The following is a 16,963-nucleotide window of genomic DNA, read 5'->3' as shown; positions in this document are numbered from 1 at the left end:
GCCGCTAACATCAGGGAGCAAGCTCCCATCTGTCCGCTCGACTTGCATGTATTAGGCACGCCGCCAGCGTTCGTCCTGAGCCAGGATCAAACTCTCCGATAAAGTAGTTTGACTGACTACGCACATCACTGTGCGATTTATTTAAAACTTTGAATTAACAGGTACGTTTTGTCTTGTTTAGTTTTCAAAGAACTTTTCCCGTCGCTCTTGAAGCGACTTAATTATCTTAACACATCAGTGTTAGTGCCGTCAACAACTTTTTAAAATTTCTTTTTCAAAAATTCGTTTCGTCATCAGCGACGTATATTAGAATACCACCCTTGATCTAACATGTCAACAATAATCGACAAATTAAATGATGAAGCGTTTAATGACAATCAAAGCCGCAATGCCGGGAATTCCTAAAATCCCGCTGATACCGGTTGTAATTAGGTTAACGGGAATATGAATACCAAGACTCCCGCCGAACAAATTCACACCCACCAGCAGAATCGCGCCGGCAATAAACTTAATCGCAGTCACACCAATCCATCTTAGCGGTTTTGAAGATACTCCCCATAAAAAAAGCAAAGCAACCAGACCGACAATCAAACCGATAATGAAAAAAGGCTCCATGAATCTTCCCCCTCGCTTGTTTAGTACAAGCTTATGAGAAGACCCCGGAGAATAGACCTTTTACTTCCATCTGCTCATTTTCAAATTCCGCTGCTTCGCTTCTTTCAAATAAAAAAAGTACTTAGATTCAGCGACTTTCAGCTCAAACAACACCTCAGCGGAGGGCTCGAGACTTTTCTCGACCAGACTCTTCTGCCTGTTCCATTCTTCTTTTTGTTTAAAGAGCTGTTCTATCAGCTTCTCGTCAAACTCTTTTCTTAATGTATTTCTGCGAAGAAAACCCATGCCTTGCCTTTTCCTCCCTTACAATTCACGTCTTCCTTCAAGAGCTTTTGAAAGAGTGACCTCATCAGCATATTCCAAATCACCGCCGACGGGCAGACCGTGGGCAATACGGGAGAGCTTGATGCCTGAGGGCTTTAACAGCCTTGATATATACATCGCTGTTGCTTCCCCTTCAATATTAGGGTTGGTTGCGAGAATGACTTCTGTCACTTGATCATCCTGAAGACGTTTCAGCAGCTCCGGAATCTTAATATCCTCCGGGCCGATGCCGTCCATTGGTGAAATCGCGCCGTGAAGAACATGATACTGGCCGTTATATTCCTTCATTTTCTCCATTGCGATCACATCCTTAGGGTCCTGCACGACACAAATAACAGACTTATCCCTTCTTGTGTCCTCACATATATAACAAGGGTCCTGATCTGTAATATGTCCGCAAATCGAACAATATGTCAGGTTGCGCTTCGCATTTACTAATGCTTTCGCGAAATCTAATACCACGTCTTCTTTCATACCTAGAACAAAAAAAGCCAGACGAACCGCTGTTTTCGGTCCGATCCCTGGCAATTTCATAAAGCTGTCAATCAGCTTTGATATTGGTTCAGGATACTGCATGTTTATTTATCCCCCTAGAATAAACCCGGTATGTTCATTCCTTTTGTAAATTGTCCCATTGTCTCATTCGTCATGTCATCCACTTTTTTGAGGGCGTCGTTTGTCGCGGCAAGAATCAGGTCCTGAAGCATTTCGATATCTTCCGGATCAACGACTTCTTCTTTAATGGCAACGTCTACAACTTCTTTTTGGCCGTTGACTTTTACAGTCACCATTCCGCCGCCTGCTGTGCCTTCAAGCACTTTTTCAGCAAGCTCCTCCTGAGCCTTCGCCATATCCTTTTGCATTTTTTGCATTTGTTTCATCATTTTTTGCATGTTTCCCATTCCGCCACGCATATTCAATCACTCTCTTTCATCTTATTAGTCTTTTATTTCGATTAAATCCGCTCCGACAAGTTTCTTCGCCTCTGCAATCAGCGGATCTTCTTCAGCCGGTTCGTTTGATCCTTCACTTTCCTGCTGGTGATCATTTAAAAATTCTTCTCTTATTTTACCCCATTGTGCTTCCGGAACGCCAATCAAATCCATTCTTTTCCCGAGCATTGATTCGAGAATCTGTTCAAGATTCGTACGGACTCCGTTATTGTCTTCGGCAACCATTTTACAATGGATTTCGTATTTAAATTTAAGCACAAATGCCTTTTGAGCAGCAGCCACCGGTTCACTGTCATTCAAAAGAGCCGCATGAGACACCTTATTCTGCTGTTTCAGGTGTGCCAGCAGCTTGCCCCAGCTGCTTTTAAGCTGTTCAAGATCAGGTCTTGTGGCTTCCTTCAATATCTCATGAATTCTTCCGACCGGAGCTTTATAATGGCTTTTTCCGCCTTTTTGAGGACGCGGAGCTTCTTTCGGAGCGCTTTCCATCTGAACCTTCACACCGGAGGTTTTCAGCCTTTCTACTTCCTGCTCAAGCTGCTGGATCTTATTCATCAGCATGCCGACCTCAGGGATATCTCCGGCGGATTGCTGTGCCGTCTGGCATATTTTCACGACAGCCACTTCAAAAAAGATTCTTGGGTGGTTCGTCCACTTCATTTCCTGATGGCTTTTATTCAGGATATCAATCATCTCATATAAAGCGGGGGCCGGTATGTCACCGCTCAGATTCCGGAACGTTTCATCGACCTTCACCTTCTCCAGGACTCCTTCTAAACCGGGAGCGGCCTGGTACAAGAGCATATCCCTGAAATAGAAAATCATATCTTCAATCAGTTTGGCCGCATCTTTCCCCTGCTGGAGCAATTCATTCAGTGTTTCCAATGCCTCGGAAACCTGTTTGCGGTGAAGAGCAGATGCCAGTTTCCCAATATAGCGCTGAGAAACGGCTCCGGTAATGAGCAATGCGTCATCCACCGACAGCTCCTCGCCGCTGAATGATACGGCTTGATCGAGCAGGCTCAGCGCGTCCCTCATTCCTCCGTCCGCAGCACTCGCTATGATATCAAGGGCTCCTTCTTCCACCTTCAGCTGCTCTGCATCGACGATTGTCTTCATTCGTCCGACAATTGCTTTGGATGTAATCCGTTTGAAGTCAAAACGCTGACATCTGGAGATAATGGTTAAAGGAATCTTATGAGGCTCAGTCGTAGCTAATATGAAAATGCAATGTGCCGGCGGTTCTTCCAGCGTTTTCAGAAGCGCATTGAATGCGCCGATAGAGAGCATATGCACCTCATCTATAATATATACTTTGTAGGTGACGGCCGACGGGGCGAATTTTACTTTGTCACGGATGTCGCGGATTTCGTCTACGCCGTTATTCGACGCCGCATCTATTTCAATCACATCTGATATAGAGCCGTTTGTGATCCCCTTGCACGCCGCACATTCATTGCACGGTTCTTCTACGGGGGCGTGCTCACAGTTGACTGCTTTCGCAAATATTTTAGCTGCACTGGTTTTTCCCGTTCCCCGCGGTCCAGAAAACAGATATGCATGAGAAAATTTCTTTTGCAAAAGGGCATTTTGCAGCGTTTTCGTAATGTGTTCCTGTCCGACCACATCTTCAAACTGCTGAGGCCTAAATACTCGATATAAAGCTTGGTAACCCACAGGATGCGCCCTCCTCTGTTATTCATCATGTTTATTATACATGAACGTGCTTTTAACGCCAAAACCCGTTTTTCATATACGAAAAAACTCACCTGCCATAAACAGGTGAGTCTGAAATTTGATGATTGATTTACCGTGCACCTTCTGTCGATTCGCTACCCTAAGCGTTACTTAAGCAGTTAGCTCGGCCCAGGCAACCCTGCGGCACATGAGAGGTTTCACTTAATGCTGCTTCCTTCCGGACCTGACATGGTTCATGAATTCCCATTGCGCAGGACCCAGACGTCAACGCCACTTACTTAAGGCAGACCTTACAGTAAACGAACCTCGAGAAGGGATTCGGCCCCGCTAGAGCGGATTGCGGGTACAGGGCACCGCTACCTCCCCGCTTAGCACGGCAAAATAAATATCAAATTTTGATATGCGCACCATTCATGATGCACACATAAGTATATCTGCTTCAGGCAGAAAATGCAACCGTACTACTCAGACAACTTTTTCCTCATGTCTTTCTTTTGCCGGCGCAGCTTTCTGAAAAAAGCGCTGAGCATTTCTCCGCACTCTTCTCCGAGCAGGCCGCTCACCACTTCCGCTTGGTGGTTGAACCGCTCTTCCTGCAAGAGATTCATCAGCGTTCCTGTACAGCCCCCCTTGGGATCAAATGCGCCGAATACGACCTTATCGACTCTCGAAAGCACGACGGCTCCCGCGCACATCGGACACGGCTCCAAAGTGACATAAAGAACGGCATCCTCAAGTCTCCATGTCCCCAGCTTACGGCACGCTTCGTCTATCGCCAGCATTTCGGCGTGGGCAAGCGACCTCTGTTCAGTCTCCCGCAGATTATGCGCCCGCGCCACGATCTCATCATGCAGAACAAGAACTGCTCCGATCGGCACTTCACCTTTCGCTTCGGCTTTTTTCGCTTCTTTTATGGCTTCTCTCATATAATATTCATCATTCATCGGTTCAAGCTCTCTTCTTAAGTTTTTTCATGTCTCATAAAGGTTAAAATAGGAATACCCCAGCAGAAAGGAGTTGCCGGTATTGTCTGAACCTAACAACACAGCCCTTCTGATTGTCGATATGATCAACAATTTTCAATTTGATATGGGCGAACGTCTTGCTGAAAAAACCAAACAAATTGTCCCCCGTATTTTATCATTAAAGAAGCATGCAAAACAAAGCAACTGGCCGATTATTTATATTAATGATCATTACGGACTCTGGAAGGCTGATATTGATGCCATCAGGGAGGAATGCAGCAACGACAGAAGCGCGCCCATTATAAAAGATATTTCGCCTCAGCCGGATGATTATTTTCTCATTAAACCGAAGCATTCCGCTTTTTACGAAACGGCGCTTCACACCCTTCTGACCGAATTACAAGTGAACCGATTAATCATCACGGGGATTGCCGGGAACATTTGTGTGCTGTTCACGGCCAACGACGCCTATATGAGAGAATACAGCATCACCATTCCGAAAGACTGCACCGCTTCCAATAACGACGAAGACAATGATTTCGCTTTGACTATGATGGAGAATGTTCTCTTCGCAGAAATAACCACGGAAAAACAAATTACCGCCGAAAAATAAACATGATCAGCCTCCTTTTTTCATATATTTGATAGCGGATATGAAAGGAGGCGTTTTTCATTCAGATCTATATAGTGAAACGGGGCGACACACTTTCCGCTATTGCGGCGCGCTACCGGACAGCCGCAAATGTCATTGCGGAAGCAAATAAACTGCCTAATCCAAATACATTGGTTGTCGGACAAACCCTTGTCATCCCGATTGAGGGTCAATATTACGAAGTGAAACAAGGTGATACTCTCGCGGCAATCGCCGGCCGTTTTCATATATCGGCCGCGGAGCTTGCGAGGGTGAACGGAATTCAGCCCGGCACCACATTGAGAGTCGGAACCCGCCTTTACATTCCGCAGCAGGCGAATAAGCCCGATATCGAATCAAATGCATATATAGAACCGCGGGGAACGAGCGTAAGCGCTAATCTGCAGCAGGCGGCAAGGGAGGCCTCTCCTTATTTAACATACCTCGGCGCATTCAGTTTTCAAGTGCAGCGGAACGGGACTTTAAAGGAACCGCCTCTGACCAATTTAAAAAGCATCAGTGACAGGCACAACACCACACTGATGATGATCATCACCAACCTTGAAAATGACGCATTCAGCGATGAACTCGGGCGGCTCATCTTGAATGACAATACAGTGAAAACAAAACTCTTTCAGGAAATCGTCACCACGGCTAAAAAGTACGGCTTTCGCGATATTCACTTTGATTTCGAATATTTACGTCCACAGGACAGAGAAGCCTACAATCGTTTTTTACGTGAAGCGAGGACGATTTTCCATCGGGAAGGCTGGAAGATTTCAACGGCGCTTGCTCCGAAAACGAGCGCGACTCAGACCGGCAAATGGTACGAAGCACATGACTATAGGACACATGGAGAAATCGTCGATTTTGTCGTCATCATGACATATGAGTGGGGGTACAGCGGAGGCCCGGCTCAGGCCGTATCACCTATCGGCCCTGTAAGAAATGTCATTGAGTACGCGCTGACGGAAATGCCTTCTTCAAAAATCGTCATGGGCCAGAACATGTACGGCTACGATTGGACACTGCCTTTCAAACAGGGAACGACAGCCAAAGCCGTCAGTCCTCAGCAGGCAATCGCTCTGGCAGCACGCCATAAAGTCGACATTCAATATGACGAAACCGCCCAGGCTCCATTCTTTCGTTACACGGATGAAAATCAGAGACGGCATGAAGTATGGTTTGAAGACGCACGATCCATTCAGGCGAAATTCAATTTAATTAAAGAACTTCATTTAAGAGGAATCAGCTATTGGAAACTCGGCCTCTCCTTCCCGCAAAACTGGCTTTTGCTCGGCGATCAATTTCATATTGTGAAAGAGACGTTTCGTTAATTGGAAGCGTCTTTTTTCATGGGCTTTTCTGAGATTGTGATACAATATAAAGGCCGGCAGCTGACGGATGTTTGCAGAATTAAGGAGGATTTTCAATGAACAGAGCCCCTTTTATCGCGGTAGAAGGTCCTATCGGGGCAGGAAAAACGACACTCGCTACGATGCTTTCTGAAGAGCTCGGTTTTCCTATGATTAATGAGATTGTGGAAGACAACCCTTATCTCGATAAGTTTTATGACAATATCGAGGAGTGGAGTTTCCAGCTTGAAATGTTTTTTCTATGTCACAGGTATAAACAGCTTGAAGACACCGACCGAGATTATTTAAAACAAGGACAGCCCGTTTTGTCCGATTATCATATTTATAAAAATGTTATTTTCGCAGAGCGTACATTGCACGGCCAAAAGCTTGAGAAATATAAGCAGATTTATCATCTGCTCACTCACGACTTGCCGAAACCGAATGTTATTGTATACATAAAGGCAAGCCTGCCGACATTGCTTCAACGCATTGAAAAACGCGGGCGCCCGTTTGAGAAAAATATCGAACATCAATATCTGGAACGTCTCATTGCAGATTACGACACAGCCATCAGACAGCTTCAGGAAGAAGATCCGGATATATCTGTACTGACCATTGACGGTGATACTGAAGACTTTGTTTTGAATAAGACAGACTATGAAAGAATTGCCCGTCAGGTAAAGGAGCTTATTAAATGAAAGACATTCATATTCCAAACAACGCCATTATAACAGTAGCGGGAACGGTAGGAGTCGGAAAATCGACTTTGACCAAAGCTTTAGCAAAACGGCTCGGGTTTCATACCTCACTCGAGGAAGTGGATGAAAACCCTTATTTAGAGAAGTTTTATCACGATTTTGAACGCTGGAGCTTCCATTTGCAAATTTATTTTCTGGCTGAGCGGTTCAAAGAGCAGAAAAACATGTTTGAATCAGGCGGCGGATTCGTGCAGGACCGTTCGATTTATGAAGATACAGGCATATTCGCAAAAATGCATGCCGATAAAGGAACCATGTCGCTGACAGATTACAGAACATACACAAGCCTATTTGAGGCGATGGTCATGACGCCGTACTTCCCGCATCCTGATGTTTTGATCTATTTAGAAGGCGACCTTGAAAACATTATAAACCGGATTGAAAAGCGGGGCCGCGAGATGGAGCTGCAGACAAACCGCTCTTATTGGGAAGAGATGTATACACGGTACGAAGACTGGATCAGCGGTTTTAACGCCTGCCCTGTGCTGAAAGTACGCATTGAAGATTATGACCTTGAAGCTGATGAACAGTCACTGGAACCTTTGATCGAAAAAATCAGTCACGTGATCAACGAAAACAGAAATAAATAAAAATAGCAAAGCGATTTTCCCCGAACAGAGAAAATCGCTTTTTTTGCATATAAAAAATCCACTGCATCACATGCAGCGGACAAAACAATCTCCAATATATGCTCGAGTTTCATTAGGTTTAAAATCAATATGGCGGAGGAAGAGGGATTCGAACCCCCGCGGGCTTTGACACCCCTGTCGGTTTTCAAGACCGATCCCTTCAGCCAGACTTGGGTATTCCTCCGTATCGACATTTAATAATATACCACATGACCTAAATTTCAGTCAAGCGCTTTTTCATATTTTTTATTTCTTTTCTTAAACGGCTTGTCCGTCAGCTTTACTATCATACAAAAGTCTTGCGTACAATTCAACCTCAGTATGCCATACGGGCAGGAAATCACAGTAAAAACCAAGAATAGATTCAAACAGATAACCTGCTCATAAAGGTGGAGAACATAATGAAAATCATCATTGCACCCGATTCTTTCAAAGAAAGCATGACATCAAGAGAAGCCGCCGACAGCATAGAAAAAGGATTCAAAGCGGTCTTCCCTGACGCGGAATATATCAAGATACCTGCGGCCGACGGCGGAGAAGGAACCGTTCAGGCTTTGACGGATGCCACTGGCGGAAGCATCATCAAAAAAACTGTGACCGGTCCGTTGGGAACGCCGGTAAAAGCCGCATATGGACTTCTGGGAGACGGACGCACGGCAGTCATTGAAATGGCAGAAGCATCGGGGCTTCATCTCGTTCCCCGCCATCTCAGAGATCCGTTGAACACAACGACAAGAGGAACGGGTGAACTGATAGCAGATGCAGCTTCCCGCGGGGCGGGTGAGATCATCATCGGGCTTGGCGGGAGCGCAACCAATGACGGCGGAACAGGAATGGCGAGCGCGCTCGGTGTGCGTTTCTTAAATGAGGAAGGTCAGGAGATACCTGACGGCGGAGGCGCTCTGCACACCCTGGCTTCTATTGATATAAGCGGTCTCTCCCCTGAACTGAAACATATCCGTATCCGTGCCGCATGTGATGTCGAAAATCCTCTGACCGGTGAAAACGGCGCATCATATGTCTTCGGCCCGCAAAAAGGGGCGTCCGAGAAGACTAAAGTTGTATTGGATCGCAACTTACGCCATTTCGCTGACATATTGAGACGTCAGCACGATATCGAAGCGGATACCGTAAAAGGTGCGGGCGCCGCAGGGGGACTGGGCGCCGGACTGATCGCTTTCTTACAGGCAGAACTTCAAAGCGGGATTGATGTTGTATTAGATACACTGTCCTTCTCAGATCAGATAAGAGGCGCTGACCTTGTCATTACCGGAGAGGGGCAGATAGACGGACAAACGATATTCGGCAAAACCCCCGCCGGGATCGCCGCACGCGCATCTGCTCAAGAAATTCCCGTTATCGCATTGGCGGGCTCCTTAGGCAAAAATTTCGAGCATGTTTACAGCGCAGGAATAACAGCTGTATTTTCTATCGTGCCCGGCGCTGTAAGTCTTGAAGACGCCTTAGCATCCGGCCGTTTTAACCTTGAAAGCACAGCCCGGAATGCCGCCGCTCTATACCGGGCAGCAAAAAAGGCGCGCCTCTAGGGCGCACCTTTTACGGTTTGATGACTTCTTTATTTCCCATATAAGGACGAAGCACTTTCGGAATGATGACACTTCCGTCTTCCTGCTGGTAGTTTTCTAAGATGGCAGCTACTGTTCTGCCGACTGCAAGACCTGAACCGTTTAATGTATGCACATGCTCCGGCTTGCCTTTCGCTTCGCGTCTGAATCGAATGTTTGCGCGTCTCGCCTGGAAGGCCTCAAAGTTACTGCAAGAAGAAATTTCACGGTATGTGTCTTGGCTTGGAATCCATACCTCAATATCGTACTTTTTCGCGGCTGTAAAGCCGAGATCACCGGTACACATGCTCATGACACGATACGGCAGTTCGAGCAGCTGAAGCACCCGCTCGGCTTGATTTGTCAGTTTTTCAAGTTCCTCATAAGAATCTTCCGGCTTCACGAATTTCACAAGCTCAACCTTGTTGAACTGATGCTGACGGATCAAACCGCGTGTATCACGGCCGGCAGATCCCGCTTCTGAACGGAAGCAGGCGCTGAATGCGGCATAATTGATCGGCAGGTTCTCACCGGATAAGATTTCATCGCGGTGCATATTTGTAATCGGCACTTCCGCCGTCGGAATTAAGAAATAATCCTCTTCTCTGATTTTAAAAGCATCCTCTTCAAATTTAGGAAGCTGTCCCGTACCTGTCATGCTCGTACGGTTTACCATATAAGGAGGGATGACTTCTGTGTAATCATATTCATCAACGTGAAGATCCAGCATAAAGTTGTAGAGCGCGCGTTCGAGGCGGGCGCCTAATCCTTTATAAAACACAAACCGGCTGCCTGTTACTTTTGAAGCGCGTTCGAAATCAAGAATGTTTAAATGGTCTGCGATATCCCAATGCGGTTTCGGCTCATATGAAAATGCCGGCGCCTCTCCCCACTTGCGAATTTCAATGTTATCATCTTCCGTTTCCCCGACGGGCACTGAATCGTGCGGGATGTTCGGAATGGACAGAAGGATGGTTTCGAGCGTCGTTTCGACAGTACGAAGCTCTTCATCAAGCTTCTTAATTTCTTCGCCCACTTCACGCATCTCTTTAATAATATGATCAGCGTCTTTTTTCTCCCGTTTCAAAACGGCGACCTGCTGAGACACTTCATTGCGTTTTCCCTTCAGTTCTTCTACTTTACCGATAAGCTCTCTTCTCTTTTCGTCCAGCTCTTCAAACTTATCAAAGTCAGATAAGTCTTCGCCTTTTGGAATGAGCTTCGATTTTACCTCTTGAAAATTGGCTCTCAGCACCTTCGTATCAATCATGCCTAACAACTCCTATCTGTTTTTATCGAAAATAAAAAAGAGCCCTCATCCCCTAAAAGGGACGAGAGCTCTCGCGTTGCCACCCTGATTGAAAACAAGCTCACACTTGCTTCCCGCTTTAACACATAACGGTTTTCCCGTAAATGCCTACTTGTTTTCAGCATTTCGCTCAAGGACGGATTCGGACAGCATCTTTCACCGATTCGCACCACCCATCGGCTCTCTTTGAAAGAGGGGCTCCCTACTGCTTCCTGTCAACGCTTTTCGATCTTTATTTGTGTTTATAATGTACTATAAGTATCAGCGGTTTTCAACTGTTTTATACAGCTGTTTCCTGCTTATGCTTTTCCGCCATCTTCACAAACAGCTCTGTCACCCGGTGATCATCCGTCAGTTCAGGATGAAACGAGCAGCCGAGGAAATTCCCCTGCTTTGCAGCCACGATGCGTCCATTATGCTCACAGAGCACTTCAACATCTTCTCCGGCTTCTAAAATATGCGGCGCGCGAATAAATACACCCGTAAACGGCTCATCAAGGCCTTTAATCGTCAGATCAGCTTCAAAGCTGTCGACCTGACGGCCAAAGGAATTACGCTCGACGACAACGTTCAACAGCCCTAGATGAGCGTTATCCGTTCCCGCTATCTCTTTGGCTAAAATAATCAGACCGGCGCATGTGCCGAACATCGGCTTGCCTTGAGCGGCAAACTCGCGAAGCGGCTCCATAAAATGATACGTATCCATTAAACGCCGCATCGTCGTGCTTTCCCCGCCCGGCAGGATTAAGCCGTCGATGTCATTCAGCTGTTCAGGACGCTTAATGACGACACCTTTTGAACCACATGCTTCAATTGAACGAATATGTTCTCTTACTGCTCCTTGAAGTCCAAGTACACCAATTGTTAACATGCTTCCAGCTCTCCTATGGTTTTACCAGCCGCGTTCTTGCATACGCTGTTCCGGCAATAGATTTGAGATTTCGATGCCTTTCATTGCTGTGCCTAATTCTTTAGAAAGCTCAGCGATCAGTTTGTAGTCTGTGTAATGAGTCGTTGCTTCAACAATTGCTTTGGCGAATTTAGCAGGGTTGTCTGATTTAAAAATACCTGAACCGACAAATACGCCGTCAGCGCCAAGCTGCATCATCAATGCCGCGTCAGCAGGCGTCGCTACTCCGCCGGCAGCAAAGTTCACTACAGGCAGTTTGCCGTCACGTTTGATTTGAAGAAGCAGTTCATAAGGAGCGCCGAGGTTTTTAGCTTCAGTCATCAGCTCGTCATCGCTCATCGCAACAACTTTGCGCACTTGCGCGTTTACTTTTCTCATATGGCGGACAGCTTCCACAATGTTTCCTGTTCCCGGTTCGCCTTTTGTACGAAGCATGGAAGCTCCTTCAGCAATACGGCGCGTTGCTTCGCCGAGATCACGGCAGCCGCATACGAACGGGACTGTATATTCATTTTTATTTAAATGAAATTCTTCGTCAGCCGGAGTCAGAACTTCACTTTCATCGATGTAATCTACTCCCATTGCTTCAAGGACACGCGCTTCAACGATATGTCCGATACGCGCTTTTGCCATTACGGGAATGGATACAGCATTCATTACTTCTTCAACGATTGTCGGATCAGCCATGCGGGCAACACCGCCGGCAGCGCGAATATCAGCCGGAACGCGTTCTAACGCCATTACGGCAACAGCTCCCGCCTCTTCCGCAATCTTCGCTTGTTCAGCATTTACAACGTCCATGATGACGCCGCCTTTTTGCATTTCCGCCATGCCGCGTTTTACACGATCAGTACCTGTTTGAGCCATTATTTGGTCCCCCTAGTCAATGTATAGTTAGATAATTTCTATCTCTTATTGTATCCCAGAAATACAATATTTCATATGGGTATTCTTATTTTACAGCGAGATGAATAAGATAGATATCATTTTTTTACTAATAATTTGGTTTTTTCAGTATATTAAGCAAAAGAGCCCTAACTTTCATCAGAGCTCTTTCTTATTTCTTAAAACCAGCCTGTTACCGTGTCAACGGCACTGTTCCAGATACCGGAGAAGAATCCGCCGATGCCGCGCATCATCTGAACAAACCAGTTTGCTTTATCTACATCATTTTTCGTTACAAGATTCACGCTGAACTCTTTGGATTTGAGGAAGCCATAGTCTTTGTCACTGCCTTTGTATGTAACTGTCAGCGTTCCGACTTTCGTTCCCTTTTTCACAGGAGCCGTGATTTCTTTTTTATCTAAAGTCACTTCGGCTTTATAGTTCTTTTCATCCCCGCTTTTCACAGGAATAGAAAGCGCCTTGTCAGTAACAATATCGACTTGCTTGTCTTTCCCTTTTTCAACGTCAATCGTTTTGTGCCCTTTTATTTGAGAGCCTTCAGGGTAAAGATCTTTCATTGAGAAATTGCTGTTAAATGCGTAATCGAGCATTTTTTTCGTTTCATCAAAACGTCCGGTATGCAGGTTGCCTTTTGCGTTTAGTACAACGGTGATGACCCGCATTCCGTTCCGCTGTGCTGTGCTTGTAAAACAAGATCCCGCAGAATCGGTAGAACCCGTTTTTAAGCCGTCAACGCCAGGGTATTCAGAAACAAGACCTTTTAACATGAAGTTCCAGTTCGGCATGTCCATTTCATCATCAGTGCCGGCTCTGAATTTCGTCTTAGCGATGCTTGTTGTTTTGAGAACTTCCGGATAATCAGTGATCAGGCGGTCTGCAAGAAGCGCCATGTCTTTAGCAGAAACTTCACTCTCTTCTTTAACGCCTTCTCCTTGCGGCTGCTTGCCGTGAAGATCTTCATTCACAAGTCCGGTGGCATTTTTAAAATCATAGTTTGTCATGCCTAATTCTTTGGCTTTCGCATTCATTTCAGCGACAAATTTCGTTTCAGTTCCGGCAAGAATTTCGGCAACTGCAATCGCGGCTCCGTTGGCAGAGTAAATCGCCATAGCCTGATACAGTTCTTTAACCGTGTATTTGCCGTCTTTTCGAAGGGGGACGTTTGATAAACTGTTGTCTTGAGAAATTTCATAGACATAATCATCAGGAGTATACGTTTGATCCCATTTCACTTTTCCTTCTTTAATGGCTTCCAGAAGCAGATATTCAGTCATCATTTTTGTCATACTGGCAATCGGCAGTCTTTTGTCTGCATTTTTACTGTATAAAATTTTTCCCGATGAAGCCTCAATCATTATCGCAGCTGATGCGTTGACATCAATCGGGTCATTGCCGGCTGCCTCCGCTTTAGACATTGGAACAAAGCAAGTTGCGGCCAGTGCCAGTACCACTAATGACACCAACAGCTGTTTCCATTTCGTGATGTTCAATCTTACGACCTCCGTCATTCATTTTAAATCTATAATTAAGCCGTTAAGGACATATTCAAATTCAAAACACAACAGTATAAATTTTATCACACTCGATATAAAAAAAATAGACAGAGTCAGCGACCCTGTCAAATGTTTTTTATTTGTAACAATTATGAGATTGTGTAGTTTGGTGATTCTTTCGTAATTTGGACATCATGCGGATGACTTTCGCGAAGTCCGGCACCTGTCATACGGATGAATTGAGCCTCTTCTCTTAAAGCGCGCAAGTCTTTTGAACCGCAATATCCCATGCCTGAACGAAGACCGCCGACAAGCTGATACACTGTTTCTTCTACAGGACCTTTGTACGGAGTCCGTCCTTCGATACCTTCAGGGACGAATTTCTTATTTTCTTCTTGGAAATATCGGTCTTTACTGCCTTTTTCCATGGCAGCGACAGAACCCATACCGCGATACACTTTAAATCTTCTGCCTTGATAGATTTCAGTCTCTCCCGGGCTTTCTGAAGTACCTGCAAGCAGGCTTCCGAGCATTACGGCATGTCCGCCTGAAGCCAACGCTTTTGTAATATCTCCGGAGAATTTAATACCGCCGTCTGCGATAATTGTCGCCCCGTGTTTTCTCGCTTCAGTGGCACAATCATAAATGGCAGTGATCTGCGGTACGCCTACACCTGCAACGACGCGTGTCGTACAGATAGAACCAGGTCCGATTCCCACTTTGACAATATTTGCTCCGGCTTCAATCAGAGCTTTTGTCGCTTCAGCCGTTGCAACATTTCCTGCGATAATGTTCAGTTCAGGATATGTTTCACGGATTTTCGCAACTGTGTTCAGTACGCCTCTGGAATGTCCGTGAGCCGTATCAACCACGATAACGTCGACATTCGCTTCAACAAGCTTGCTGACGCGTGTCATTGTATCGCCTGTCACGCCTACCGCAGCGCCGACAATAAGGCGTCCATGTTCATCTTTAGATGAATTCGGGAATTCGATAACCTTTTCAATATCTTTGATCGTGATAAGACCTTTTAATTTGTTTTGGTCATCCACTAACGGAAGTTTTTCAATTTTATGTTTCTGTAAGATTTTTTCTGCTTCGTCTAATGTGGTTCCCACAGAAGCCGTAACCAGCTCTTCTTTTGTCATGACATCACTGATTTTCATTGAATAATCAGAGATAAAGCGAAGATCACGGTTTGTAATGATACCGACAAGCTTTTGATCGTCTTTATTATCTACGATCGGAACACCGGAAATTCTGTATTTCCCCATCAAATGCTCCGCATCGAATACTTGATGATCAGGTGTTAAAAAGAAGGGATTTGTAATAACGCCCCGTTCAGAGCGTTTGACTTTGTCAACATGTTCAGCCTGCTGTTCGATGGACATGTTTTTATGGATAATACCCAAGCCGCCCTGTCTGGCCATCGCAATCGCCATAGCTGATTCTGTTACTGTATCCATTCCCGCACTGATGACAGGAATGTTAAGCTTTAACGTCTTTGTCAGTTCAACAGATAAATCCACATCACGCGGAAGTACGTCTGATTGAGCCGGTACGAGCAGTACATCATCGAACGTTAAGCCTTCTTTTGAAAATTTACTTTCCCACATTAGTAAATCCCCCTCTTTTCGGCAAAATATTATATGTAGATTATCAACTAGAAAACAGCATGTCAAGGAAGCGAAAAAGAGTTGAAATATTTAGATAAAGGAAAGGGTTTAAAAATACATATGAGAGATCATGAGTGGAAAGAGTTATCATTATTTTATTCCGTAGAATCTTCCCAGAAATTTCTAAATAAAGTCTATACAGAAAGCGGCATGGAAGAACCAAAACGATATGCGTTTAAGAACAGTGAGCGCTTCATATTCTTTATCAAACACGCCGAGTCCTTCTATAAGCAGGCATCTCTTTCCCCTTTAGAAATTAAGCCTATTCTGTTGTTTTACGGGATGTCACAATTGCTGAAAGCCTGCCTTCTGACCACAGATCCAAGCTATCCAAGCCATGCCTCAGTACTCGCGCATGGCGTGACTGCCCGGAAACGCAAAAAGCAAAATTACTCCTTTAGGGATGATGAAGTGAAGGTGCAGCGCAATGGCTTATGTATTCATGTAATGAAGCACTTATTCGGGATAGCTGGTCTTGAGGAAGAACGGTACACAATGAAGAAATTGCTGACAGCCATACCTGAATTGCATACTGTCTTTTACTTCCAAGAGAAAAAGAATTGGCTGACCCGAGTAGAGCTGAAAGATGACCTTATTTCAGTGCCTGAGCATGCGGTGATTCATTACAATATGTCTGATTCCCGCTTTGCTGAATATATCAGCCATCATTTGAAGTGGTCTTTTCTGAGGAAAGACCATAATCACTTGATTTTTGAGGCTGACCCGATAGACAGAGAACCTTGGTTTTCGCCAAATTTATTGTTTCACTTGGAGAAAAATCAATATTACATTCCCTCTCAGCGTGATCACTTCCTGCATCTTCCGGAAATGATTATTCATTATTTAGTTCTCTACAATATCGGGATGATTGCGAGATATGAAACGGAGTGGTGGTATGAACTGCTGACACAGCATGTCAGTGATGATTATGTGATGATCCGCCGGTTCTTAGATGTCACGGAACGCAAATTTCCGTATTATGTTTCTAATTTCCTAAAGCAATACTTATAAACAAAAAAGGCAGCTCATCATGAGCTGCCTTTACCGTAATATAGCTTGGCGGCGTCCTACTCTCACAGGGGGAAACCCCCGACTACCATCGGCGCTGAAGAGCTTAACTTCCGTGTTCGGCATGGGAACGGGTGTGACCTCTTCGCTATCGCCACCAAACCA

17 protein-coding genes, 1 tRNA gene, 2 rRNA genes, 1 other RNA gene and 1 other annotated feature are annotated in these 16,963 nt (G+C 45.3%); of the genes, 6 read left to right on the top strand and 15 right to left on the bottom strand.

The window, feature by feature from the left end; genetic code table 11:
- The 8 genes from OQ477_RS20690 to tadA all read right to left on the bottom strand — a co-directional run.
- Positions 1-102 (bottom strand): 16S ribosomal RNA (locus tag OQ477_RS20690); the annotation flags it as partial.
- Between the two features lie 249 nt (positions 103-351).
- Positions 352-615 carry a pro-sigmaK processing inhibitor BofA family protein gene (locus OQ477_RS20685; RefSeq protein ID WP_003150686.1) on the bottom strand — a complete coding sequence of 88 codons (264 nt, stop codon included), beginning with the start codon at positions 613-615 and terminating at the stop codon, positions 352-354.
- Positions 616-675: 60 nt separating this feature from the next.
- The gene (locus tag OQ477_RS20680; protein ID WP_007408755.1) at positions 676-900 is read right to left on the bottom strand and encodes a YaaL family protein; all 225 of its coding nucleotides are present in this window, start codon (positions 898-900) and stop codon (positions 676-678) included.
- An 18-nt stretch (positions 901-918) separates the two neighbouring features.
- On the bottom strand, positions 919-1,515 hold the full coding sequence (gene recR, locus OQ477_RS20675) for a recombination protein RecR (RefSeq protein ID WP_007615147.1): 597 nt from the start codon (positions 1,513-1,515) through the stop codon (positions 919-921).
- Between the two features lie 14 nt (positions 1,516-1,529).
- The gene (locus tag OQ477_RS20670; RefSeq protein WP_029326155.1) at positions 1,530-1,853 is read right to left on the bottom strand and encodes a YbaB/EbfC family nucleoid-associated protein; all 324 of its coding nucleotides are present in this window, start codon (positions 1,851-1,853) and stop codon (positions 1,530-1,532) included.
- Positions 1,854-1,877: 24 nt separating this feature from the next.
- Positions 1,878-3,569, bottom strand: coding sequence for a DNA polymerase III subunit gamma/tau (gene dnaX / locus OQ477_RS20665; RefSeq protein ID WP_265973594.1), 1,692 nt, complete (start codon positions 3,567-3,569; stop codon positions 1,878-1,880).
- Positions 3,570-3,702: 133 nt separating this feature from the next.
- Positions 3,703-3,967: signal recognition particle sRNA large type (gene ffs / locus OQ477_RS20660), an RNA gene on the bottom strand.
- An 84-nt stretch (positions 3,968-4,051) separates the two neighbouring features.
- Positions 4,052-4,534: a tRNA adenosine(34) deaminase TadA gene (gene tadA / locus OQ477_RS20655; protein WP_265973593.1), complete on the bottom strand. Its 483-nt coding sequence runs from the start codon at positions 4,532-4,534 to the stop codon at positions 4,052-4,054.
- Positions 4,535-4,616: 82 nt separating this feature from the next.
- Between tadA and OQ477_RS20650 the strand changes: the two genes are divergently transcribed.
- The 4 genes from OQ477_RS20650 to dck all read left to right on the top strand — a co-directional run bounded on the left by OQ477_RS20650 (position 4,617) and on the right by dck (position 7,892).
- The gene (locus tag OQ477_RS20650; RefSeq protein WP_014416712.1) at positions 4,617-5,168 is read left to right on the top strand and encodes a cysteine hydrolase family protein; all 552 of its coding nucleotides are present in this window, start codon (positions 4,617-4,619) and stop codon (positions 5,166-5,168) included.
- Positions 5,169-5,239: 71 nt separating this feature from the next.
- Positions 5,240-6,523 carry a glycoside hydrolase family 18 protein gene (locus tag OQ477_RS20645; protein WP_265973596.1) on the top strand — a complete coding sequence of 428 codons (1,284 nt, stop codon included), beginning with the start codon at positions 5,240-5,242 and terminating at the stop codon, positions 6,521-6,523.
- Positions 6,524-6,618: 95 nt separating this feature from the next.
- A complete protein-coding gene (gene dgk, locus OQ477_RS20640; protein WP_014416710.1) occupies positions 6,619-7,242 on the top strand; it encodes a deoxyguanosine kinase in 624 nt (207 codons plus the stop codon).
- Positions 7,239-7,892, top strand: a complete 654-nt coding sequence (gene dck, locus OQ477_RS20635; RefSeq protein ID WP_265973592.1) for a deoxyadenosine/deoxycytidine kinase — start codon at positions 7,239-7,241, stop codon at positions 7,890-7,892. Before dgk ends, dck begins: the two co-directional genes overlap by 4 nt.
- Before the next feature lie 130 nt (positions 7,893-8,022).
- Here the strand turns inward: dck and OQ477_RS20630 are convergent.
- Positions 8,023-8,115, bottom strand: a tRNA-Ser gene (locus OQ477_RS20630).
- A gap of 217 nt (positions 8,116-8,332) precedes the next feature.
- Here OQ477_RS20630 and OQ477_RS20625 point away from each other — a divergent pair.
- Positions 8,333-9,478, top strand: a complete 1,146-nt coding sequence (locus OQ477_RS20625; protein WP_265973591.1) for a glycerate kinase — start codon at positions 8,333-8,335, stop codon at positions 9,476-9,478.
- Between the two features lie 10 nt (positions 9,479-9,488).
- Here the strand turns inward: OQ477_RS20625 and serS are convergent, their stop codons facing one another.
- The 5 genes from serS to guaB all read right to left on the bottom strand — a co-directional run bounded on the left by serS (position 9,489) and on the right by guaB (position 15,730).
- On the bottom strand, positions 9,489-10,766 hold the full coding sequence (gene serS, locus OQ477_RS20620; protein ID WP_265973590.1) for a serine--tRNA ligase: 1,278 nt from the start codon (positions 10,764-10,766) through the stop codon (positions 9,489-9,491).
- Positions 10,767-10,820: 54 nt separating this feature from the next.
- Positions 10,821-11,033, bottom strand: a binding site (T-box leader).
- Between the two features lie 52 nt (positions 11,034-11,085).
- The gene (gene pdxT / locus OQ477_RS20615; RefSeq protein ID WP_007615126.1) at positions 11,086-11,676 is read right to left on the bottom strand and encodes a pyridoxal 5'-phosphate synthase glutaminase subunit PdxT; all 591 of its coding nucleotides are present in this window, start codon (positions 11,674-11,676) and stop codon (positions 11,086-11,088) included.
- 21 nt (positions 11,677-11,697) lie between these two features.
- Positions 11,698-12,582: a pyridoxal 5'-phosphate synthase lyase subunit PdxS gene (pdxS, locus tag OQ477_RS20610; protein WP_003150714.1), complete on the bottom strand. Its 885-nt coding sequence runs from the start codon at positions 12,580-12,582 to the stop codon at positions 11,698-11,700.
- Positions 12,583-12,779: 197 nt separating this feature from the next.
- Positions 12,780-14,111, bottom strand: coding sequence for a D-alanyl-D-alanine carboxypeptidase (dacA, locus tag OQ477_RS20605; protein ID WP_265973589.1), 1,332 nt, complete (start codon positions 14,109-14,111; stop codon positions 12,780-12,782).
- A gap of 152 nt (positions 14,112-14,263) precedes the next feature.
- Positions 14,264-15,730, bottom strand: coding sequence for an IMP dehydrogenase (gene guaB / locus OQ477_RS20600; RefSeq protein WP_007408741.1), 1,467 nt, complete (start codon positions 15,728-15,730; stop codon positions 14,264-14,266).
- 120 nt (positions 15,731-15,850) lie between these two features.
- On the opposite strand from guaB, the gene OQ477_RS20595 reads away from it, so the two are divergent.
- Positions 15,851-16,801 carry a YaaC family protein gene (locus tag OQ477_RS20595; protein ID WP_265973595.1) on the top strand — a complete coding sequence of 317 codons (951 nt, stop codon included), beginning with the start codon at positions 15,851-15,853 and terminating at the stop codon, positions 16,799-16,801.
- A gap of 43 nt (positions 16,802-16,844) precedes the next feature.
- Here the strand turns inward: OQ477_RS20595 and rrf are convergent.
- A 5S ribosomal RNA gene (gene rrf, locus OQ477_RS20590) occupies positions 16,845-16,960 on the bottom strand.
- Positions 16,961-16,963: the final 3 nt, after the last annotated feature.

Source organism: Bacillus sp. ChL18, from assembly GCF_026241425.1.
Taxonomy (GTDB): Bacteria; Bacillota; Bacilli; order Bacillales; family Bacillaceae; genus Bacillus; species Bacillus velezensis.
Note: the sequence above shows the minus strand (reverse complement) of the source record. Positions and strands in the feature narration are given on the sequence as shown.

Bases quoted from the DNA above. Each gene is read 5' to 3' on its own strand.
- tadA (WP_265973593.1), bottom strand. From the start codon at position 4,534: ATGAATGATGAATATTATATGAGAGAAGCCATAAAAGAAGCGAAAAAA.
- serS (WP_265973590.1), bottom strand. From the start codon at position 10,766: ATGATTGATACGAAGGTGCTGAGAGCCAATTTTCAAGAGGTAAAATCG.
- pdxS (WP_003150714.1), bottom strand. From the start codon at position 12,582: ATGGCTCAAACAGGTACTGATCGTGTAAAACGCGGCATGGCGGAAATG.
- dgk (WP_014416710.1), top strand. From the start codon at position 6,619: ATGAACAGAGCCCCTTTTATCGCGGTAGAAGGTCCTATCGGGGCAGGA.
- OQ477_RS20595 (WP_265973595.1), top strand. From the start codon at position 15,851: ATGAGAGATCATGAGTGGAAAGAGTTATCATTATTTTATTCCGTAGAA.
- OQ477_RS20685 (WP_003150686.1), bottom strand. From the start codon at position 615: ATGGAGCCTTTTTTCATTATCGGTTTGATTGTCGGTCTGGTTGCTTTG.
- guaB (WP_007408741.1), bottom strand. From the start codon at position 15,730: ATGTGGGAAAGTAAATTTTCAAAAGAAGGCTTAACGTTCGATGATGTA.
- OQ477_RS20670 (WP_029326155.1), bottom strand. From the start codon at position 1,853: ATGCGTGGCGGAATGGGAAACATGCAAAAAATGATGAAACAAATGCAA.
- OQ477_RS20680 (WP_007408755.1), bottom strand. From the start codon at position 900: ATGGGTTTTCTTCGCAGAAATACATTAAGAAAAGAGTTTGACGAGAAG.
- recR (WP_007615147.1), bottom strand. From the start codon at position 1,515: ATGCAGTATCCTGAACCAATATCAAAGCTGATTGACAGCTTTATGAAA.
- OQ477_RS20625 (WP_265973591.1), top strand. From the start codon at position 8,333: ATGAAAATCATCATTGCACCCGATTCTTTCAAAGAAAGCATGACATCA.
- pdxT (WP_007615126.1), bottom strand. From the start codon at position 11,676: ATGTTAACAATTGGTGTACTTGGACTTCAAGGAGCAGTAAGAGAACAT.
- dck (WP_265973592.1), top strand. From the start codon at position 7,239: ATGAAAGACATTCATATTCCAAACAACGCCATTATAACAGTAGCGGGA.